A 21,099-nucleotide genomic window follows, 5' to 3' on the forward strand; every position below is an offset into this window, starting at 1 on the left:
AGACAGCAGAATTAAGGAGTCAGAATGGGCTACGCTAACAGAACTAAAACACGCTTTATTCTTACCTTTGAGACTTAGCTTGTATATAACACCCAACTTGAAGTCTGCTGTATGTGTTTCTGTAGGTTGCTAATTTTGAATTGGTAATTGAATAACCTTGCTTTTACCAGGATTCATCAACCGATATGGGTCAACTATTTCTTTAAATTTTAACTGTTCAGAAGCAATAACTTTTCTGCCTCCGTCTTCCATAATATACGTGTGAGGATTGCCAATATTTACACCTTGTTCTTCGTGATAGCGAATAATTTCATTGAGGCGTTCTTCTGTGGTGTAGCGAACAAGTTGCAAACCAGCAGGAACTACAGCACCGTTGAGGCGAAAAAATTCTAAATGCATCATGACTTCATCGCCAAAGTGATGATAAAACTGCTCTACCACTTGCAAACTGCAATCAATAGGGAACATACTTTGTAAGTAGGTAATTGTAGTATCTACACTCCGAGCATGTAAGGTAGTGTGGTTCCAGCTAAATTCTATTAAATGTGTTCCTTTGGCTGCTTCCTCAGCTGGTTTTTCATAAGTAATCTGACCGCCATATTGCTGCACCAAACCCGGTAAGAATTCCAAACTCGATTCAGCAATTATCAAAGATACTGCGTGAGTCCCTTCAGGAATGTACTGTTGTAGGGCGTGAAAATATTGGGGTATTGGGGATGCAAAGACAGAAATCAACTTTTTAATCATGCCATCAGCATTACCAAGAGCCTGACCAAATTTTGCTGCTGTCATAAAGTCGTCAAATGTGACAATGACTTCTGCCCAAGGATAAGCTGGCCCCAATGGGATTTCTACTTCGGTAATGATGCCGTTAATTCCCCAAGCATGATTCACCTTGTGTACATCATCACCGCGTAATTCGATCGCACGAGGTTCATCTTCTACAGTTATTACTCGCAGTGCTAAGATATTACCGCGATCGCTTAGTAACCCATATTGGATCGAGCCAACACCCCCACTTCCCCCAGCAATAAATCCGCCAATTGTCGCTGTGCGGTAAGTCGAGGGTGCCATCCGAATTTCCCAGCCAATCTCTCTGGCTTTTTTATCCAAAGCCGCTAACTTCACGCCAGCTTCTACCCGCGCCACCCCCGGTTTTATCCAAGGAATCCCTTGCATCCGGGTCATATCTAAAATTACGCCACCATGTAAGGGTACGCATTGCCCATAATTTCCTGTTCCCGCACCCCTGACTGTCACGGGTATACGGTATTTCGCACAGGCGGCTGCAACTTTTAAAACCTCTGCTTCATTGGCGGGACGCACTACAATATCCCCGACTTTCCCCTCTAGTTTCGGTACCAGTACCGGGCTAAAGTTGTGATAATCCTGGGATAATTTTGCTACTTGGGCAGAATCGGTAATGGTTTCTATACCTTCTAGAGAATTAATCAGGGCATCCAATTTTATCGTCATAGTTGATATCCTTTTTTTGACGCATAGGGACGCACGGGTTAGCAGAGAATTAACTCCTCTGTGTTTTTAAATTTTAATTCTCATTTTTTACAGCACTTTCATGCCACTTATTTAATATAAATTGGTTTGCCTTTGAAGTAGGCAAGGATTTTAATTGCTGAGTTGGGATGTGTAACAAGACACCAAGGGTCTTTCTGGAAATTGCTGCAACTGTAATTTTGGGAATACTTTGTGCTATGGCGTTCACGGCATCAATGCCATAAAGAAATCTACCGTACCCCCCATCAATAATTGAGTAGCGCTGGAAAGCTGAAAGTTACTCATTTTGATATTGACATCTAAACCGTAGTCTTTGTAGATACCAGTAGCGATTACGTGGTAAAATTCGCCGTGTTCTGCTTGTGCTATCCAGTCTTTACCTAACGTAAGTTTATCCAACTGAGAATTGCTAGTTGATGGTTGGTTGCTGTTAGTACAAGCAGCAATAACGCTGCTACCAATCCAGGTAGAAGCGTATTGAATAAAATTGCGGCGACTAAGGCGATGAATTGCTGTTGATGAGGGTGATGACAGATTCATAAAACAGTATGATGCTCTTTCCTATCTGCCGTTGTAGCTGAATCTAAATGTACATTCTAGAATCAACTTTTGATTCACTAGTGAATAGGGCTGAATTTCTAAAGCACGTTTAAAAGCTCGGATCGCTTCACCATATTCTCCTAGTGCTGCATAACACAACCCCATACCGTGAAGTGCCCCAAAATGTATCGGATTTATTTGTATAACCATCTGGCAATCTGCCAAAGATTTTTGATAATCACCAATACTGTAATAGAGGAAAGCACGACGATTCCAGGCTTCGGCAAAATCTGGCTGGTCTTTAATGAGTGCCGTTAGCGCTGTTTCAGCTTCAGCAATTTCACCTGCATCCAGCAACTTTTGACTACGGTCAATTATTTCCAGCCCATAGATTCCCTTTTGCTGAAACCAGATCCGCCAGATTTTTCTGGTTGCTTTGTCCCGGACTGTAGCATCGGGGTTTTTCAACTCTTCAAGTAAGGAATTGATAGATAAAGAATCCATGAATTTGAAATCAGTGAATATACCTTTGTATTAACTTTCTCACAAAATATATCTACTGAGCCATTTTTAAAGTCATCTTTAAATTCACGTTGATTAATCGCTATTTATGAATTTCCTGTGTGCTTTATTGTATTCAGCAATATGACTAATATTACACTCGACATTCAGGGTCATAAAAATAAAAACTCGCTAGAGGTAGTTGACGCATTCCTAGTGACTAATAGCGGAGAAAACATCCCTAAAGAAATAATGACTATGCCTAATTTGGCATTTACCAGAAATTAGCAAGCGCTTTGAGATTGCAGAACCACAGTTGCGTCGTACTTTATTTGAACAAACTAGGAGCATGTTTATAGAGTTGTGGACGCGATCGCCTTTGAAGGTGTTTTGACCAGTAATCTGGCTGCGATCGGTTATCCTAACAAGCCGTTGATGAAGTCTTTGCGTTTGGTGCAGATATATGCAATTATCTGCTTATTCGCTGCACCATCAGGTGTCGAGCGATTTTGTAAGCAATATTATAATGTGATATTCTATACATATTTAATAGACGATAATTTGGATAAATATAGCTATATTATTCCTGGTTTGGGAAATGCAGGCTATGCCTACACTTATTGAACACAAAATAAGCTGATTACCCATCAAAAAATTACCATCAATGCAATAGTTAATGGGAGACTTCATTAATCATTGATTAACAACTTTTACATTGCCAAAATTAGATAATTAGCTTAAATAAATTCGTAATAAATATATTGCAAAACTACAGAAAACTCTCTCAGCCTATTTCTTGAACATCTACTAAGTAAGTTGGCATAATAAACTATGTAAATAAAAATGAACTAGGCTAAAACCCTATTGCCTTATGCCAACGACAATTATTTACGCTCACTTACTTGTAATATTGAATACTTAAGTTTTGAAACTGAATATGCCGACTGATTACCACTTCTAATTGATTAAAATCATAGGGTTTAGTAATACAATCATCAAATCCTGCAAGCGTAGTGGATTCATCATCTTGTAAATCTGTTAGATGTGTTACTGCAATAATTGGGATAGTAGCAGTTTTTGAATTGTGTTTGAGGTCATGAATGACTCGGTTAGCACTCAAATTACATAGCATCGTATCTAGTAGAATTAAATCTGGTTGATGAGTTTGTGCTAACATCACAGCCCTCACCCCTTGCTTGGTACAAATGCATGAAAAATTTAATATTCTTAGATGAGAATTAAGTAGCTCTAAATCATGTAGATTATGCTCTACAACTAAAATTAAAGGCATTCCATTCATTAGCAGTTAGTCCTATCCAAAAAAGCCTACGCATAAAGACTCCGCTTACTAGGAAAACTAAGAGGTATTTTTTTCTGGTATGTGCTTAAGTAAATATACGAGAATGCTTTCTGCCGACTAACTAGGCCATGAAATAAATAGACTGGTGTATAATCCATTAGGTTATCCATCTATGCTAAATTGCAAGAAAAACACAACATGACAATATCAAGCAAATAGTAGCATATATGATGCGTATACTGACAATATTGATTAAACGATCGCAATTTTCTGGCTAGTACTACAGCTAACTCCCTCAATTTAGCAGGGAGAAGGAACGCACCCTTCAAAACGCTAGATACACTTCTTTTTATTTCCCTTCTGCCTTTTCTTGTAATTGACGTGCATAAGCGATCGCTTCTGTTGGGGTTGAGACTTTTCCCTCAGCTTGTGCTACGGCAATTTCTGTCAAAAGTTGTCCAATGATTGGTGAAGCTGGAATATCTAATGCTATGATCAACTCCTTCCCGCTCACTAGTAGAGAGGGATGAGCAACCAGATCGTCAGGGTTAAGGTAGCGGTTGATTAAAAGTGTCAAGACAGGGCAGTCCCTTGCTTTGGTTTCCAAACTTGTAGCGACTTGTGGCTTGTCACCAGATATCGCCTCTACCAAATTATCAAGTGCCACAGCCAATACTGCCGCAGTGGGAAACACAATATCTGCGTCACGGAATAATAAATATTGTTCTCGCAAAGACATATCAACTACTTTAAACTGCGGTAACAACTTTAAAGCAGTGGTTACACCCCGGATTTCGGCACGACTATAAGTTAGTTGTTGTAGCTCTATTTCTGCTAATTCTGGATTGGGATTGACAAGACAAGCAAGTTTGGCAATACCTAACCAAGTCGTTTTGATACTATCGCGGACATATTCTTGGAGTTTTGCGCCTAATTGTTGCCAATTTTCTGTGATTAAGGTGGCTGCATCGTCAATAGCGGTTAGTTTGTTCAAGCTTTCACGAGTAACATTTTTGAAGAAAGGAGCAAGTAAACCATCTTCCCAAGCACTTGCGATCCAAGGAGTACCTTGAGAATTTGCCAGTAGATAGCCAATTTCTACCCGAACTCGTTCGGCTGCAACTTTGCTCAGATGTGATGCTAAAGAACAAATTGCGGTTCGGGTACCTGGCTCAATAGTAAAACCTAATTGGGCGGCTTGGCGATAACCTCGCATTAAGCGCAAAGGATCATCTTCTAAGTTTGCGGGTGATATCATTCGCAAAATGCCCTGTTGTAAGTCTACATAGCCTTGTAGAGGATCGATAATTTCTTGTGTATGGGGATTATAGGCGATCGCATTTACTGTAAAGTCCCGTCTGTGCAAATCAACCTCTAAACTATCTCCTTCTTGTTGGGCAAAGTCGGCTGTGGCGTGGGGAAAAACCACACGAGCAATTTGTCGTTCTGCATCGAGTAACACAAAACCAGCTTTGTAATGATGAGCGATCGCTCTTGCTACCTTTACCGCTTTAGATGGTATGACAAAATCTAGATCCAGATATTCACGAGTTCTGCCAAGTAGTGCATCTCGCACAGCGCCACCTACCATGTAAGCGGGTTGTGGCAAGAATTCTAAACTAAAAGGCCAATTTTCGGGAGCTAGGGTAGAAGGAATTGATTCATGCATTGTAATAAAAATCAACCCAGCAACTCATGAATAACGGTTGGGCTTAAGTTAGATTAACAATAAAGGCCCCTGGAGTTGGTTCTATTATGTGTATTTGTGTGAACTGCCACTATGTAGACAGCTGTGTTACCTATCATGCCGTAGAAGGGCAGCACCAACAGCCTCACTTGACTGAAACACCAAGTTTTGATCCGAATGAACCTTCTATCAATGTCAATATTCGGACAAACGATGATGTGATTGAGATGGAATGGGATGTTGTTGGTTGTCTCAGCTTCAAGCGGGAAACGGGTAAGTGGTCGAAATTGCGTCCTGGTGAATTAGTGCCGACTTGAAAAGTCAAAAGTAGTATATTCTGCCTCAAGTCCATTAATAACAAAATCTTGACAATTCCATCCCAAGTTTCCTAGTGAGATTAAAAGTATTTAGTTTGACTTTACACACGTAGGTTATTCGTGGGGGTATAGCGATCGCTAAAACCCTTTTTCTTTCGTTTAACCCCTCGTCAAGCCTGTGTTGTAAGCAATTTGAGGACGCTAGACCCTTATCCTATTGTCAATAATTTAAGCTGAATGATAGGTAAATTAGATACCCGCTAAAATGAACCCTTCAAAAACTGTCATAGTAAGGTTTATAAAAGGGTAGAGTTTTTCAATTACTTCCCCTCATGGGGATAAAAACAAAGTGAAAATTCATAACTATGATGTGCTTGAATAGATAAACATCGTCTACCTTAAAAACCATAGTTTTGTAGGTTGGGTGCAGCGATAGCGTAACCCAACATAAATAAGGTGGTAATGTTGGGTTGCATTTCACTCCACCCAATCTACATCAATATATCTTTTACAAAACCTAGGTTTCAACATAGATGAGGTTTATATCAAGTTAACTATAGAAAAATCAATATTTTAATTAACTTTGACTACAGAACTAAAACACCTCACAGTAACAAAATACGCTTTATCACTACACACCACCACTCCCGAATTAGGATTGGCAATTAGTAACTTTGCTAGTGAGAATCGCTCTCAACTTTGGGATTTGGGACGTGATTTATCTAGCTTAATCCATCAATATTTAATTGACTTTATCAAACCGCAAACTTGGGCAGATTTGTCTTTCATTGCAGTTGCAAAAGGGCCTGGTGGCTTTACAGGAACTCGCATTGGCGTTGTCACTGCTCGAACTTTAGGGCAACAATTAGATATCCCTGTATTTGCAATTTCAACTTTGGCTGCGGTAGCTTGGGCAGAAGCAGGCAAAAGTCCAAACCCAAAAACTATTGCTGTGGAAATGCCAGCTCAACGAGGTCAAATTTTTGCTGCTATTTATCAGTTTGATCCAGATACTTGTAAACTAAAAGTGTGTTTACCAGATAGAGTGTTCACACCAGAAGCATGGCAGGAAACCTTAGCGAATTGGAACACTAATTATCAGCTAATTCAAGCAAAATCTGGGTTAGCAGCGACGGTAACAAGTATTTTAGAATTAGCTAATCTCGATTGGCAAGAAGGTAAATATCCTAATTGGTCAGAGGCCTTGCCATATTATGGGCAACATCCAGTAGAAATTTAACTGATATGTGTCACAGTGCATAAATCCAAAATCAAAACAGCCACAGCCAAACGGGGAGAGTAACCAACAATACTATAGCCCCAGTAGCTAGGGCTGTAACTGCCAGATCGCGATCAAGATTGAATGTCTCAGCAATTACCAGTGTGGCAAAAGCTGGAGGCATGGCCATTTGTAGCACGATTATCTTTGCGATCGCCCCAGTTAATCCAAACAGTGGTAATAGACTACCTAAAATCAAGGGAACTAGCAGCATTTTGATTCCCAAGCTTATCCCTACTTGTGGTAGGCTACGCCAAGATTTGAGCAGCGCCAGTCGCATTCCAATTAATACTAGGGATAAAGCTACACTAATCCAAGCAAATTTTTCTAACCAGAATTCCGTAACTGTGGGAATTGTCACCTGCCGAAACAGTAAGCCAAATCCAAAACCCCACAGGGCAGGATTAATTAAGATAGACTTGGCAATCTGCCAATGATTCTGGACACCGCCGCCAAAACGCGCTGCTAGTAATACACCCAAACCGTAAGTTCCTGGGAATGAACCTAACAAATCGTAAAATAACGCCCAAGCGAAGTATTCCTTGCCTACCATTGCTAAGGTAATGGGAAAACCAAGATAACCTGTATTACCCAACATTGCGGCTAATATCAAGCTAGCCTGAGTTGGTGGTTGGAGGACAGTATTTTTAAAATAGGCTTGTCCTTTAATGGCTAACCAAGCTAAAAATGCTCCTAGTAAAATGGCTAGGTAAGCGATCGCAGGTGCAATCCAAATTTGCCCTGACAAGCTGGATTGACGTAAAAAAGATACTATGCTTATGGGTACTCCCACCCAAAAAAGAAACTGTCCCAAACGTGTAGGAACTGTTACAGGTAGTTTGCGTCCCAGAACAAAACCTACCAGGACTAATCCTCCCAGCTTGACGTATAGTTCTAAAAGGTTTGTCAAGATTGCGCCTAAAAACCACAGATGTAAAATGCTACCTGTTACGTCTACTTTTGTCCAGTGCAAAATCTGTTATGGCTATTCCACAAAAACAGGAGTTTACCCTTGAATAAGGCAGGGTTTTCTGGAAAACCGCAAAACTCATCGAATGACCTTGGTGATGATATTCCAGTGGCTGTACGTGATACACCTGTTGCAGCACGCAAAATGTGGTTGCAGCCCCAAATTATGCTGATTGGCGGAGTGGTGGGATTTATCCTGCTGGCTTTAATTAGCGGTTTTTTATTTTTCGTCACTGCACCCAAAAAAATCGCCGATTCTCAACCTTTACCAGCGACTTCTACTCCTCCGACTCCAGCACCATCTAATAATTCTAGCGAAACGATATTAGGGCATTTTCCTTACCCAGAAGCGCCTCAGTCAGAACTAGTAACCATCTCCGCAAATAGGGGCATTAGAATGCGAAAATCTGCTGCCCAAAAGTTTGAGGAGATGGTAGCAACAGCCCGGAGTGCAGGTGTAACTTTAGTGCCAATTTCTGGCTTTCGCTCACTTAAAGACCAGGAACAATTGTTTTTTGGTGTCGGTGCCCAACGAAATCAAACGCCAGCAGAACGAGCTGCCCTCAGCGCTCCTCCTGGTCATAGCGAACATCACACAGGTTATGCTGTGGATGTTGGGGATGGATCGGTACCAGCAACTAATCTCCAAACCAATTTTGACAAGACTAAGGCTTATCAATGGCTGCAAGCAAATGCAGCACGTTTTAGCTTTGAAATGTCTTTTCCTAAAGATAATGTTCAAGGTGTGAGTTATGAGCCTTGGCACTGGCGTTTTGTTGGCGATCGCAACAGCTTGGAAATGTTCTACAAAGCCAGAAATCTGAAACCCGCTAAGATATCGCCATAGGAGTTGTTCGATTTTAGAAGACTTGTAGAGACGGCGATTTATCGCGTCTCAAAAACCCAAAATTTTTGCCAGTAGCCCTTAACCAAAGCGTATTGGACGCTAGTGGACTCGCTCTAAGCGATCGCGTAGCGTCTCTGAAAGAGAAGAGAAGGCTTTACGACACTGCGCTATCAGTGAGTGAGGGCTTGAACCCACCACTGATTAGTTTTATCGGTCTTCTTCTCCTAACGGAGGCTGAAGAATCACTTCCTGAAGGGCTGGACAGTAGTATTCAGCAATTTTTTTGGCGATCGCATCTGGTCGGGAAATTTTATCTCGATGACAAAGTAAAATTACGGTAATGCCAAGTTACAATTTTATACTTTCTTAGGCGTTGGTTTCTGATACTTACCTGGATATTTGCGCTGAAAATATTCCTCCATAATTTGTAAGATCATTGGCGCTGCAATGCTACCACCGCCACCGCCGGAATGTTCCGCAAATGCCACAATCACAAATTCTGGCTGTTCAGCAGGTGCATAAGCACCAAACCAGGCGTGATTTTGCTTAACACGTCCCTTCCAGGCTTCGGCAGTACCACTTTTACCCGCGACTGGGGGAACCGTTGGCTGATTCAAAGCCTTACCAGTACCTTCCGCTACTACTTTCCGTAGCCCTTGCCGGAGAACACTTATAGTTGCCGGCTTCATATTTAAAGATTCTCGCCAGCTTTTTGCTTCTTCATTGTCTTTAAGCAAATGCGGCTGGACTCTATAGCCACCATTCGCGGGCACGGCAAACATGATGGCGACTTGCAGGGGTGTAGTTTGTAAAGCACCTTGACCAATTGACATATTAATACTGTCTCCTACTGTCCAAGGTATCTTCCAAGCTTTCTGTTTCCATGTCTCATCTGGCACTAAACCTTTTGCCTCTTCGTTGGCAAACTCAAAGCCGGTTTTTTTACCAAATCCATACTTGCGAGTCCATTCAATTAAAGTTGGGCCGCCGACTCCCCGACCAATTTGATAGAAGAATGTATCACTACTCCACTGTAATGCACCAACAAAACCCAACGGCCCGAATCCGGCGTGATTCCATTCACCAAATCGGGTACCACCAAAAGTTAAGGAACCGTAGGTTTGCAAGACTGTACTAGGAGAAAATTTACCTGATTCTAGACCAGCTGTGGTAGTGACAATTTTGAAGGTGCTAGCAGGTGGAAAGGCGCTGAGGGCGCGATTCACCAAGGGATGATCTGCACCTTGTACAGTTTCCCAATCTTTTTGGCTGAGTTTCTGCTTCGAGAAAATATTGGGGTCAAAGGTGGGGTGAGATACCATTGCTAAAACGGCACCGTTCTTGGGGTCAAGTGCGACAATTGCACCGTCGCGATCGCCTAAAGCTTTTTCTGCTGTCTTTTGCATATTTAAATCTAGGGTTAAGTGCAAATCTTTACCAGGCTTCGCTTGCTTCTCCCCCAAAACCCGGAGTGGTCGACCTGCACCATCGACTTCTACCTGCTGCCCCCCCCATTCGCCTCGCAGACTTATTTCATAAGCTTTTTCAACTCCCATTTGACCAATCACATCACCTAATCTGTAGCCCTCCTGCTTCTTTTCTTTTAACTGGTCGGCGGTCAGTTCTCGCGTATAGCCTAATACATGAGCTAGTTCCTTGCCGTGGGGGTAGTAGCGAACGGCTTCTGTATGAATTTCTACATCTTTAAGTTCTGTTTGATACTCCTTCAATGCCGTAATTTGTGCTTCATTCAAGTTACGAGCAATCCGTATAAGTGAAGAAGAGTTAGCTCCCGCCTCTTCTAATTTCTTCTCCATCTCTTCTTGGGGAATCTCAAGAATTTGAGATAGACGTGCCCCCACAACTGACCATGCAGGCTTGGTATGTGCCATCGGCCACAAATATACAGAGCGAGGATAGCGAGTACTGGCTAAAAGTTTGCCATTACGGTCAAAAATGTTACCCCGTTCTGGTTGTTTGGCAATCATCCGAATTCGATTTGACTCAGCTCGTTTTCGGTGGCTTGCTCCTTCAGTAATTTGCAAATATGCCAAACGAACACTGATGCCCGTCAACATTAATAGAGTAAATATAATTAAAAATATCGGCTGGAAACTTTGTCCAACTGTACGTGTATTTTTTTGTCCGCCAAGTGGAGATGGTTTTAATATAGTCATAAGAAAAAGAAGATTTCAAAATTAAGATTATCTGTAAACAACTCTGCTCAATTCTTAGCAGGTATTTAACGGCAAACTAATAGGCAGTGATTAATTGTTTTCAATTAATACCATAAGCTACTCTCTTCCATTGCGTCGCCCAAAGACTTTTTGAATTCTGAATTTTGCACAAGTAGTACAGTTCGGCGGAAATAAACCACCCATTCCAAATGAATAAAACACTTAGGCTGTATTCATTTTTAATTTCTTTAGCGCAGCGTAAAGCCTGCGGCATAGCTTCGCTTAGAGCGAGTCTGCGAGCGTCACTTTTAATTTTTAATTCCGCCCTGCGGCACTAGTCTCCAGTGCCATGTCCTGAATTCTGAGTTTTAGCTTCTGATGGATCAGGCTGAGATTTTTTATACTTACCTGGATACTTGTGCTGAAAATAAGCTTCTAGTACTTGTAAAACCATTGGCCCACAAATAGTACCGCCGTGTTCGCCAGAGTTTTCACCAAAAGCCACAACCACAATTTCCGGCTTATTACTAGGGGCATAAGCACCAAACCAAGTATGATTTGGGCGACCGACACCAGCTTCAGCAGTACCACTCTTTCCAGAAGCTGGGGCAATTGTCGGCACGTCCAAGCGCTTACCAGTACCCTCACTCACTACCTTCCGCAGTCCATCGCGGAGAACTTTGATCGTTGTCGGCTTCATATTTAACGATTCTCGCCAACTTTTTGCTTCTTCATTGTCTTTGAGCAAATGCGGCTGAACTCGATACCCGCCATTAGCAGGGACAGAAAACATAATCGCCGATTGTAGCGGTGTTACTTGTAAAGCGCCTTGACCAATTGACATATTAATGGTGTCGCCTACAGTCCAAGGTGTCTTCAAAACTTTCTGCTTCCATATTTCATCTGGAACCAAGCCTTTTGATTCTTCATTGGGAAATTCAATGCCAGTTTTTTGACCAAATCCATATTTGCGGCTCCATTGGATTAAAGTTGGGCCACCAACTTTTCTACCAACTTGATAGAAGAAAGTATCACTACTCATAGCGATCGCTCGTGGAAATCCTAATGGCCCGAATCCAGCGTGGTTCCACTCACCAAAAGTCACCCCACCAACGGTAAGAGAACCAAAGGTCTGTAATATTGAGTCAGGAGAAAATTCACCTGATTCCAATCCGGCTGTCGTGGTGACAACTTTAAAAGTACTGGCAGGTGGAAAGGCACTCAGGGCACGATTAACCAAGGGATGATCTTTCCCTTGCACGCTTTCCCAATCTTTCTGGGAGAGTTTTTGTTTTGAGAAGATATTCGGGTCAAAGGTGGGGTAAGATACCAGCGCTAAAACAGCACCGTTATTTGGATCGAGTGCTGCGATCGCACCTCGTTGATTTCCTAAAGCTTTTTCTGCTGCCTGTTGCACATCCAAATCTATGGTCAGATGCAAATCGTTACCAGCCTTTGCCTGTTTTTCGCCCACAACTCGGATTGGTCTACCCGCACCATCCACTTCCACCTGCTGACCACCCCATTCGCCTCGTAGCACTTTCTCATAAGCTCTTTCCACCCCCATCTGACCGATTACATCCCCCAGCCGGTAGCCTTCCTGCTTCTTATCCTTTAACTGGTCGGCGGTCAACTCTCGCGTATAGCCTAATACATGAGCCAATTGCTTTCCATGAGGATAATAACGTACAGAATCTGTATTAATTTCCACTTCTGGGAGTTCATTTTTATACTCCTTAAGCGCTGTGATTTCTGCTTCATTGAGATCGCGAGCAATTCGGATGAGTGAAGAAGAATTAGCACCTGCTTGTTCTAATTTTTTTTCCATCTCATCTTGAGGAATGTTGAGAATTTGCGCTAGACGCGGGCCGACTACAGACCAAGAAGGCTTAGTATGTGCCATTGGCCACAAATATACAGAGCTAGGATAGCGAGTACTGGCTAAAAGTTTACCGTTGCGGTCAAAGATATTACCTCGCTCTGGTTGTTTAGAAATCATCCGAATACGGTTCGCTTCGGCTCGTTCTCGGAGTTTTGGGCCTTCAACAATTTGCAAATAGGCCAAACGAGCCTCAATCCCAGTGGTCATTAAGAGGGTAAATATGATTAAAAATATTGATTGGAAACCACGTCCAACTGTACGTGTATCTTTTTTGCTGCCAATTAATGGGAATGAAGACATAAGATAAAGAATGATTCTAAGAACGGTATTATCTGTATACAATTACCCTAAACTCATGCCCAAGACTGGGTATGAAAAAATCGGGCAAGTATATTCTTGAACAATTGTTTTTGGCGGATACAATAAACCAAAGTGTCAAATATAGTCTGCCCAATAGACTACTGGCAAAGTTACGTAAGATCACGGCATTCTACTAAGGATTATGGCTCAAATTGTCATGCAGAATCAGAGGGGGATAACAACTTTTCAGCCACTTGATGTTGAACTGCGTAACGTGTTCAAGTTTTTTAACCAAGAACCAGCAGTACACGGAATAGACTTGGATGTCAGACAAGGAGAATTTTTTAGTATTTTAGGCCCCTCCGGTTGTGGCAAAACAACAACACTACGTTTAATTGCTGGCTTTGAAATCGCTGATGCTGGCAAAGTGTTGATTCAGGGTCAGTCTATGACTAATGTGCCGCCTTACCGCCGACCCGTCAATACTGTATTTCAAAGTTACGCTCTATTCAATCACTTGAATGTCTGGGATAACATCGCCTTTGGACTACGGTTAAAAAAAATCCACAAATCGGAAATTGAAATTAGAGTTCAAGACGCTTTAAAGTTAGTGAAAATGGAAAGTTTGCGATCGCGCTTTCCCAGTCAACTTTCTGGCGGTCAACAGCAACGAGTCGCTTTAGCAAGGGCTTTAGTCAACCGTCCCACTGTGGTATTACTGGATGAACCTTTAGGGGCGTTAGATTTAAAACTACGTAAAGAAATGCAGGTTGAGTTATCAAATTTACACAAAGACTTGGGAGTAACCTTTGTGATGGTGACACACGACCAAGAAGAAGCATTATCTTTGAGCGATCGCATTGCCGTTATGAACCAAGGCAAAATTGAACAAGTTGGCACTCCTAGCCAAATTTACGAACGTCCCCAGACATCTTTTGTTGCTGATTTTATTGGCGATACTAATTTATTTAGTGGTGAAATCGTAGCGGTAGACTCCTCTAGTATTAAAATTTCCACAAAAACAGGACTCTCAATTATCATTAGCCGCTCTGAAGATACACCATCTCAATTATCACAAGCGGTAGTAGTGAGTGTGCGCCCAGAAAAAATACAGCTTTCGCTTTATCCACCCAATTTGCCAGCTAACTGCTTTGAAGGGCGGCTTATTAATGTTATGTATTTGGGCACACACGTTAATTATGTTGTGGAATTAACAAATGGTATTAGCATAAATGTATTGCAACCTAATACTTTTGGTGCTTTACCAGACCGTGACACGCCAATCTACGCTTGGTGGGCAGAAAATGATTGTTTAGCTATTAGTCAATAGTTATAATAGTCTGCCTTCCATAAAGCTTATTTTTGATTTTTGCGAAGCTAGGTGCAACTCAAAGAGCCTTTTTTCCTGTTGCCTCTTAAGCCAAATAATTATGGCTACGCCACGCTGGACGAACAAAAATCAAAGCGCATTCCTATATAAAATTTAATAATGTAATAATACCTTGACCCTGTACTAGGAATATTAACCCATGTCAATTTTTAAAAGAGTTCCTTGGGTGTCCCTGGCGTTAGTACTGCTTAGTTACAGTACCTTGGGCTGGGTAATATCTGAAACACACGCTCCTCTGTTTGTGTGGGTGCTGACTGTGGTTGCAATCTTGCTTTTAATAGTGACGTTGACCACTCCTTGGCCGAAAATGACCTATTATCTTAGGATTTTGCTTAAATCAAACATCAGGTCTTTTGGCGTTGCCGTCTTAGCAGCTTTCTTATTTTTTCTGATGATTGCCTGGTTTCGGGTATTTCTTGATACTTTACTCATTATTTCGGCAACTATATTAGTCAGGATAGATTTCCAAAGAGCAGGTCTTAGAGAAGGTCTAGCTTTTTTTACTGCATCTATCTTTTCATTTGCAGGTTTAGCTTTGGGTGCGTTAATTTACGAGTTAATATATTCCCACGTTCTGGTAAAGTTATGAAGTATACTCAAAAAAACTAGGGATGTCTGTGGTGGGCTCTACCAAAGCTTCAAAACTGATATTTCTTACCCAAATTTTCGATAAATGAAGGCAGGAGCAGAAGGAAAACTGTACTTGCCTATGGGACGCTATGCGAATAGACAAGCTCTGTTACCACTAATTTTCTTGCCCTTCCCCCTACTCCCTTCAAAATGCAGGCTGGTCAAATAGTAGTAGAGAAAGGAAAAAATCCATGATAAAAATGGATACCCAACTAGTAACAACTGCCTTTGTTGCCGATTCTCCTACTTCCTTAGCTCCTCCCTTAGTAGTTAAACCCCAACTACAGCCGATGACAGCAACCAGCAAACCAAAAATAAATCCTTTTAACAAAATAATAAACAAATCTGATGGCTCTAAAAAATTTCTGACTGATTCTAAAAATGTTTCAGGAATAATTTTGTAAAAGTATGAGCCGGCAAAAACTCCGCCAATAATCCCAGTAACTAAAGCCAAAATTGTCATCAAAGGCACCATCAAACAACAAGCAATTACTCTAGGAAGTACTAGATAATCAATGGGATCAGTTTTGAGCATATAAAGTGCATCAATTTGCTCAGTTACCCGCATTGCACCTATTTCTGCTGCAAAAGCAGAACCCACTTGTCCTGCCATAATACTAGCGGTTAAAATTGGAGCTAATTCTCTACAAAAAGCTAAGGCAAAAGCACCTCCCACAGCATTTTCAGCCCCAAATCGGACTAATTCTCTTGCCGTCTGAATAGTAAAAATCATTCCTGCAAAACCGCTAACCAGGAGAACTGGAGAGATAGAACCGGGACCAGCAGTCACCAGATGTTGCATAATTTTGCGGTAGTAAGTTTTTCCCTGAATAAAATGTAGCCACACTTGACCGAAAAGCAGCACTGCCGCACAACAGCGTGCAATCTGAGATTGCTCAAAATTTGTTTTTAGTCGCAATTTTATCGTCCTTAAGACTGGCTTTTTTTTGCAAATTATTTTTATATCAATTCTTCAAAATAAGACTACAGACACAAATGCTGGAAACCCAGCTAGATGTAATCTGGCTTTCTCAATTACGTCGTAGACGCACAAAGTCTAGCTTTCCGCAAGATATTACTAATTGGTCTTAGGGTATGGTACATGAACACCATCAAGTTTGAGACTTTTCTGCTCAATACAAATTGTCTATAGGACTCTCCCATAGCTGGTATTTTATTTTTACGGAGTTCCTAATGTTAAATGATTTTTTATGAACAGGATAAAAGTAGGAGTATTTATGTTGCTATTGATACTAAACTTATCCGTAGCACATCCAGCTTTTGCATCTGTATGCCGCAATTACGATTTCTACAACGGGCTACGCCAACACCACCAGATTTGCATTCTCAGCATCAACCGAAGTGCTAAAAACTATTGGGAATACAGAGCAACCGTTAGTGTAGATGGAGTAAAAAGACCCACCCAGGTTTACAATTGCCGGGAACGAGTCAAGGTTCAACAAGGTGGAGGTGTTTTACCCTTTGAGCAAAAAGATCCTGGTGAAATGATATGTAGTTTTTTTAATTCTTCTCGGCGGTAAACACGCGCCAGATAATTAAAGACTGTAAAACCTAGATAGGTGAATACCGTTAACCATTCTTGCCAGCTACCAAATCCATTATTCATCAGCAAAAGCCGGAAAATCAATATTTCTCAATCCTACACTCTGGCGCTACCAGTCGGTTGCTGCTTGGAAGAGAAAGGAAGACTACTCAAAAATTTTTAGCTAATTTTCCGAAATCGATAACAACCGAGCGGTATCCCTAATCAGAGCATCGATTTTATACTGAACTTCTATAACTAACCTTTGGGCAATATAGCCCCATGTTTCAACTCAAAAACCCGGTCATGATGGCCGGGTTTTTGATGTTGAGATTAATCAGACTTAGGGATGATTAACAGAAATATGTAGATTCAATAAGACTTGCAACAGGCTAACGCAGAGCTACAGAGAACACAGATAAATAAGAATTTGAGAGATTTTTGGTGTAAGTTCTCAGTTGCCGTTGAGCAATTCAGCAGCATTTCTTGAAAATATCTGCGTATTAAATAAAACTATTACTCAGAAACTTTTAAGCAAATTTATCGGTCTGGTTCTCCAAATTCTGCAAAAATTAACCAATGTCATCTTCTGCTCAAGGTATTCCCGGATTACCCGATTTGACGCATCCGATTGAGCTTGTTCAATTTGGAACCCAGGCGCTCAAAGCTTCACTGTTATTAGTATTTTTGATCGTAGCTTTAGGAGTTGCTATCGCATTGATAAGTTTTTCCCTCCGTCGCAGCCAGCCGGAACAGCTTATATTCATCGGCGAATGGGCTGTTGGCTATTCTCAACTGTTGCGCGGATTACAGCATTTAACTCTAGTATTAGTTCTCTTAGTACCAGGATTTTTTCTCTGTTCAACTTTAAGCAATCGCTACCACTATTGGGAACAGACAAAGGTAGCTCAAGTGGCTGAAAGTGTTGCAGGTGAAAAGCTCGAACAACTTGCCCCCCAAGTCCGCTACTCTATTCAAGAGCCATACTCATATAACACTCAAGTTGGCAACAAAATAGTCAAGGTAAATGAGACACGACAGATTAACCGCTTCTTGAGCTTGGCTGGTTCGCAAATTCAAGTCAAGCTTGACCAAAGCATAGATGTTCCAGGGCGTAGCTCAATTTATCGGGCAGATTATACCGCCGATTATAAAGTAGTTAACAAACTCAAGGATATTAATAATTTTTTCTTTGAAGCACCGCCACCGAACGGCTACACACTTCTTTCTAGCTACAAAATCGAGCGTGACGGGACAAGATTGCAACAAATCAATCCAGAAGACTATGGTTTTCCCTTCCGGCTGCAACCAGGAGAAGAAACTACCTTTCGAGTCACCTATCAGGCTAGAGGCGGGCCTCGCTGGGTTTATAGCGCCGCAGGACAGTTGCTTTCTAATTTTCGCCTCATAGCAATTGCTAACTTTGCTCCGGCTAATTTTGCCAGTGGTATTGAACCTGACGATATCAAATCTGACGGACGTAGTACGCAATTTACTTGGAAATTTGACGAGAATGTTTCAGTCAAAAATCCATTTGGAGTGTTTACCAACACCGAACCAATTCGTCATACCGGGGTAATTCCGCGTCTTTTATTGCTAGCACCAGCAATATTTGTGTGGTGGATATTGTTGTTATATTTATCACTACCAATGAGTTTCAGAAATGTTGCGATCGCTGGTAGTATTTTCTTTGCTTGTCTATTGATTTTGACCTATCTGGCTCGTGTCATCAATGCTCAGTTGGCTTGGACGTTAATTTCTATCATCTTACTGTTTTTGACATGGGGATTGGGAGCTAGTCGCAGTGCTTCCCTGGCTGCTATTATCTGCACTATTGCTGGAGCAGTATTACCAATTTTTGGATTATTAGTACCATTTAGCGGCCTCACCCTCAGCGTAGCGGGTTTGCTTTCAGCCGTTTGGCTAGCAGTTCGTCACTGGTATGGCTGGTACAGTTTGCATCCACAAGACCAAAGATTGTAGGGCTGTAGAAAAATGCTAAAGATTAGTAGATTTCGCTATGATTAGCGAAGTTTTAGCAAACAGCATTTATGGATAACGATTTACTAGCTTTCTTAGCCGGTGCTGGGTTACTCGTCCTCTATCTCATTTTTTCTGCATTGACTGAAATGGGAACTAAACTACCTTGGAAGAAATAAACTGATAGGGCGATAAAGTTACTAAAAAGTTACATTTTCAACCTGATTGGGCTTGGAAAAAGGAATAAATATCCTTTAGGCTGAGTTAATATACTTATTTTTCGAGAGCAAGCCAAATGCGCGATCCACAAAAGAACCAGATTAAAATCGAGCCGGCAACCCTCGTATTAATTGTGTCCCTACTAATACTTTTGCCTCTACTGTTTGTTGGTTTTTTCTCGCAGTGAGCTAGTGAGGAATACCAGATACAACAGTTTGATTTTAGTCAATTTTTTTTTACGTATACGCATTAGCGAAGCGTAGCGACGTTCGCGTAGCATCTCGCAGAGAAGGAGCGTCATCGGCTTGCCGCAGGCTACCACAGAGACGCAGAGAAGCCAGTGCGCCCTTGCGGTTCCCCGACTTGTTCGCGCAGTGTCTCCGACAGGAGAAGCAACTGGCGCGGCACCGAGAGAATAAAGAAATGCTTAACTGAACTGTATTGCTGTATATATAGCGATGCCTGCGGCGGGCTGTACTTACGCATTTTCAGAAATTCGGTTCTATGAACTTGTAATAATAACTTGTTATATCTGACACTACAGCGTGATTGACGCGCAAATTTATGATGGCTAAATTACCACTACCTGTATTCACACTTCTATTAGGACTTGCTATAACTCAAACCTTTGGATGCACAGCAGATAAAAAGAATTCCGCGATCGCTCAAACTTCACCTCAGCCAGCACCCCAAGAAATCGTGCAACCAGGAGCAGTTCTGGCTCTACCAGGTAAATTGGATACAATACCCGTTTTTAACAGCAATAGCCCAGAATGGATCAAAACTGAGGGTATTTTACTTTCTACTTTTCCTACAAAAGGTAAAAAAGTTGCAGCAGCGCACCTAAATTTTCCCTTGAAGGGACGCTTTGACTTATTTGCCCATCACTACACCCACACTCCCAAGGATTTACAAACGCTATACCTGGGCGTAATTGTGTATAACCCTGGTAAAAAACCAGTAACAGTAGAAGTGTTACAAGCTGCGAGTTATTTGATGCAAGATGCGCCATTTGTTACTTTGCCAACATACGTAGAAAATAACGATGGTAAAGCTTACTCTGGGCCAGGCGATCGCGCTGTTGGTGATGTACTCCGAGGTGTTCGACAAGCTGATTTCCCTGCAAAGCTAATAATTCCGCCAGGGCAAAGCCGGATGTTGCTAAATCACCCTATTCCTGTACGAAATCTAGAAAAGCCTGTGAATGGTCGCTCTAGCTTTATGCGGTTACGTAGTAGTGATCAAGTTTATGCGGCAAGTTTAGCAATGTTTGCCAAGAAAAATTCTGAGAATACAGAACGCCCACCGACTCTTGCAGAATGGCAAGCTTTACTAGATAACGGGAACTTCGCCGGGCCGCGAGATAAAACCCCGACTCCTCCAAATGCTACCAGTGGCGCACTGATTTATGGGCGTGTAGCTGGTGTATCACAAGGCTCTCAGTGGCAAGCAAAGTTGCTGGATAATCCTCAAAGCACAAATCTGACTATTCCCCAGCGCGGCAAAGCTATTTCTTATGTTTTAGACACTTTGCGGAGTGGTCGATTGGGTACTCAACAAATCCAAACGGCCAAAATGCTGGTACGTTATCCAGATACGGCTTATGAAGCACATGGTAATTATGGGGTGGAATATAAACTCACCTTACCTTTAAGCAACAATACCAACCAAAATCAAACCGTGACTGTTACTTTGGAAACGCCTTTGAAGGAAGATAAATTATCCCAAGGTGGTGTACGTTTTAGGAAACCATCCCTAGATTTTCCTTTCTTCCGTGGTACGGTGCGGCTGCGTTACTTCGATGACCAGGGTGAACAAAAGACTCGCTACGTACATCTATGGCACAGAACTGGTCAGGTGTTAGAACCATTAGTACAGCTTGTACTTCCACCTTCTACTAAGCGGATAGTACTGGTAGATGTGATTTATCCGCCAGATTCGACACCACCCCAAGTCCTGAGTGTAAGAACTTTAGACAAGTGAGGAGTTAGTTAACAATTCGTAATTTGTAATTACGAATGAT

General features: G+C 41.7%; 21 protein-coding genes. 12 read left to right on the top strand and 9 right to left on the bottom strand.

Annotation, left to right across the window (positions count from 1 at the left end; all coding sequences use genetic code 11):
• Nucleotides 1-129: 129 nt before the first annotated feature.
• The 3 genes from H6G86_RS21655 to H6G86_RS21665 form a co-directional block, all read right to left on the bottom strand.
• Complete coding sequence (locus H6G86_RS21655; RefSeq protein ID WP_190936031.1) at nucleotides 130-1,476, bottom strand: FAD-binding oxidoreductase; 1,347 nt, start codon at nucleotides 1,474-1,476, stop codon at nucleotides 130-132.
• Nucleotides 1,477-1,719: 243 nt separating this feature from the next.
• Entirely contained in the window at nucleotides 1,720-2,055 is a 336-nt protein-coding gene (locus H6G86_RS21660; RefSeq protein WP_190936032.1) for a substrate-binding domain-containing protein, read from the bottom strand.
• A 21-nt stretch (nucleotides 2,056-2,076) separates the two neighbouring features.
• Nucleotides 2,077-2,559 carry a tetratricopeptide repeat protein gene (locus H6G86_RS21665; RefSeq protein ID WP_190936033.1) on the bottom strand — a complete coding sequence of 161 codons (483 nt, stop codon included), beginning with the start codon at nucleotides 2,557-2,559 and terminating at the stop codon, nucleotides 2,077-2,079.
• A gap of 141 nt (nucleotides 2,560-2,700) precedes the next feature.
• Between H6G86_RS21665 and H6G86_RS38815 the strand changes: the two genes are divergently transcribed.
• From H6G86_RS38815 to H6G86_RS21680, 3 genes are read left to right on the top strand one after another with little or no spacing between them, the layout of a single operon-like run.
• The gene (locus tag H6G86_RS38815) at nucleotides 2,701-2,844 is read left to right on the top strand and encodes a hypothetical protein (RefSeq protein ID WP_190936034.1); all 144 of its coding nucleotides are present in this window, start codon (nucleotides 2,701-2,703) and stop codon (nucleotides 2,842-2,844) included.
• Nucleotides 2,840-2,950: a hypothetical protein gene (locus tag H6G86_RS38820; RefSeq protein ID WP_313931328.1), complete on the top strand. Its 111-nt coding sequence runs from the start codon at nucleotides 2,840-2,842 to the stop codon at nucleotides 2,948-2,950. The genes H6G86_RS38815 and H6G86_RS38820 overlap by 5 nt, the downstream gene beginning before the upstream one ends.
• Entirely contained in the window at nucleotides 2,920-3,180 is a 261-nt protein-coding gene (locus H6G86_RS21680) for a uracil phosphoribosyltransferase (protein ID WP_190936035.1), read from the top strand. Before H6G86_RS38820 ends, H6G86_RS21680 begins: the two co-directional genes overlap by 31 nt.
• A 274-nt stretch (nucleotides 3,181-3,454) precedes the next feature.
• On the opposite strand, the gene H6G86_RS21685 is transcribed toward H6G86_RS21680, so the two are convergent.
• Both H6G86_RS21685 and H6G86_RS21690 read right to left on the bottom strand, forming a co-directional pair.
• Nucleotides 3,455-3,856, bottom strand: coding sequence for a response regulator (locus H6G86_RS21685; protein WP_190936036.1), 402 nt, complete (start codon nucleotides 3,854-3,856; stop codon nucleotides 3,455-3,457).
• A 349-nt stretch (nucleotides 3,857-4,205) separates the two neighbouring features.
• Nucleotides 4,206-5,525, bottom strand: a complete 1,320-nt coding sequence (locus H6G86_RS21690; protein WP_190936037.1) for a tRNA nucleotidyltransferase/poly(A) polymerase-related protein — start codon at nucleotides 5,523-5,525, stop codon at nucleotides 4,206-4,208.
• A gap of 86 nt (nucleotides 5,526-5,611) precedes the next feature.
• Here H6G86_RS21690 and H6G86_RS21695 point away from each other — a divergent pair, with 86 nt between their 5' ends.
• Together H6G86_RS21695 and tsaB are read left to right on the top strand one after the other, a co-directional pair.
• Nucleotides 5,612-5,860: a Ycf34 family protein gene (locus H6G86_RS21695; RefSeq protein ID WP_114084947.1), complete on the top strand. Its 249-nt coding sequence runs from the start codon at nucleotides 5,612-5,614 to the stop codon at nucleotides 5,858-5,860.
• Between the two features lie 583 nt (nucleotides 5,861-6,443).
• Nucleotides 6,444-7,100 (top strand): tRNA (adenosine(37)-N6)-threonylcarbamoyltransferase complex dimerization subunit type 1 TsaB, encoded by a 657-nt coding sequence (gene tsaB, locus H6G86_RS21700; RefSeq protein WP_190936038.1) that lies wholly within the window; start codon nucleotides 6,444-6,446, stop codon nucleotides 7,098-7,100.
• Between the two features lie 31 nt (nucleotides 7,101-7,131).
• Here the strand turns inward: tsaB and H6G86_RS21705 are convergent, their stop codons facing one another.
• Nucleotides 7,132-8,049: an AEC family transporter gene (locus H6G86_RS21705; RefSeq protein WP_190936058.1), complete on the bottom strand. Its 918-nt coding sequence runs from the start codon at nucleotides 8,047-8,049 to the stop codon at nucleotides 7,132-7,134.
• 102 nt (nucleotides 8,050-8,151) lie between these two features.
• Here H6G86_RS21705 and H6G86_RS21710 point away from each other — a divergent pair, with 102 nt between their 5' ends.
• Nucleotides 8,152-8,955, top strand: a complete 804-nt coding sequence (locus H6G86_RS21710) for a M15 family metallopeptidase (protein WP_190936039.1) — start codon at nucleotides 8,152-8,154, stop codon at nucleotides 8,953-8,955.
• A gap of 65 nt (nucleotides 8,956-9,020) precedes the next feature.
• Nucleotides 9,021-9,296, top strand: coding sequence for a hypothetical protein (locus tag H6G86_RS21715; protein ID WP_190936040.1), 276 nt, complete (start codon nucleotides 9,021-9,023; stop codon nucleotides 9,294-9,296).
• A 15-nt stretch (nucleotides 9,297-9,311) separates the two neighbouring features.
• On the opposite strand, the gene mrdA (H6G86_RS21720) is transcribed toward H6G86_RS21715, so the two are convergent.
• Together mrdA (H6G86_RS21720) and mrdA (H6G86_RS21725) are read right to left on the bottom strand one after the other, a co-directional pair.
• The gene (mrdA, locus tag H6G86_RS21720) at nucleotides 9,312-11,132 is read right to left on the bottom strand and encodes a penicillin-binding protein 2 (RefSeq protein WP_190936041.1); all 1,821 of its coding nucleotides are present in this window, start codon (nucleotides 11,130-11,132) and stop codon (nucleotides 9,312-9,314) included.
• A 334-nt stretch (nucleotides 11,133-11,466) separates the two neighbouring features.
• On the bottom strand, nucleotides 11,467-13,314 hold the full coding sequence (mrdA, locus tag H6G86_RS21725) for a penicillin-binding protein 2 (protein ID WP_190936042.1): 1,848 nt from the start codon (nucleotides 13,312-13,314) through the stop codon (nucleotides 11,467-11,469).
• Nucleotides 13,315-13,516: 202 nt separating this feature from the next.
• Between mrdA (H6G86_RS21725) and H6G86_RS21730 the strand changes: the two genes are divergently transcribed.
• Both H6G86_RS21730 and H6G86_RS21735 read left to right on the top strand, forming a co-directional pair.
• Complete coding sequence (locus H6G86_RS21730) at nucleotides 13,517-14,644, top strand: ABC transporter ATP-binding protein (protein ID WP_190936043.1); 1,128 nt, start codon at nucleotides 13,517-13,519, stop codon at nucleotides 14,642-14,644.
• Between the two features lie 199 nt (nucleotides 14,645-14,843).
• A complete protein-coding gene (locus tag H6G86_RS21735) occupies nucleotides 14,844-15,293 on the top strand; it encodes a hypothetical protein (protein WP_163933671.1) in 450 nt (149 codons plus the stop codon).
• Between the two features lie 186 nt (nucleotides 15,294-15,479).
• Here the strand turns inward: H6G86_RS21735 and H6G86_RS21740 are convergent, their stop codons facing one another.
• Nucleotides 15,480-16,253, bottom strand: coding sequence for an MlaE family ABC transporter permease (locus H6G86_RS21740; RefSeq protein ID WP_174712921.1), 774 nt, complete (start codon nucleotides 16,251-16,253; stop codon nucleotides 15,480-15,482).
• A 319-nt stretch (nucleotides 16,254-16,572) separates the two neighbouring features.
• On the opposite strand from H6G86_RS21740, the gene H6G86_RS21745 reads away from it, so the two are divergent.
• The 3 genes from H6G86_RS21745 (at nucleotide 16,573) to H6G86_RS21755 (ending at nucleotide 21,059) form a co-directional block, all read left to right on the top strand.
• Nucleotides 16,573-16,875 carry a hypothetical protein gene (locus H6G86_RS21745; protein WP_242064912.1) on the top strand — a complete coding sequence of 101 codons (303 nt, stop codon included), beginning with the start codon at nucleotides 16,573-16,575 and terminating at the stop codon, nucleotides 16,873-16,875.
• 581 nt (nucleotides 16,876-17,456) lie between these two features.
• Complete coding sequence (locus H6G86_RS21750; protein WP_190936045.1) at nucleotides 17,457-18,860, top strand: hypothetical protein; 1,404 nt, start codon at nucleotides 17,457-17,459, stop codon at nucleotides 18,858-18,860.
• 780 nt (nucleotides 18,861-19,640) lie between these two features.
• Nucleotides 19,641-21,059, top strand: a complete 1,419-nt coding sequence (locus H6G86_RS21755) for a DUF3370 domain-containing protein (protein ID WP_190936046.1) — start codon at nucleotides 19,641-19,643, stop codon at nucleotides 21,057-21,059.
• The last annotated feature ends 40 nt before the right edge of the window (nucleotides 21,060-21,099 follow it).

Origin of the sequence: Nostoc sp. FACHB-133 (assembly GCF_014698055.1) — a bacterium.
In the GTDB taxonomy this organism is placed as follows: Bacteria; Cyanobacteriota; Cyanobacteriia; order Cyanobacteriales; family Nostocaceae; genus Nostoc.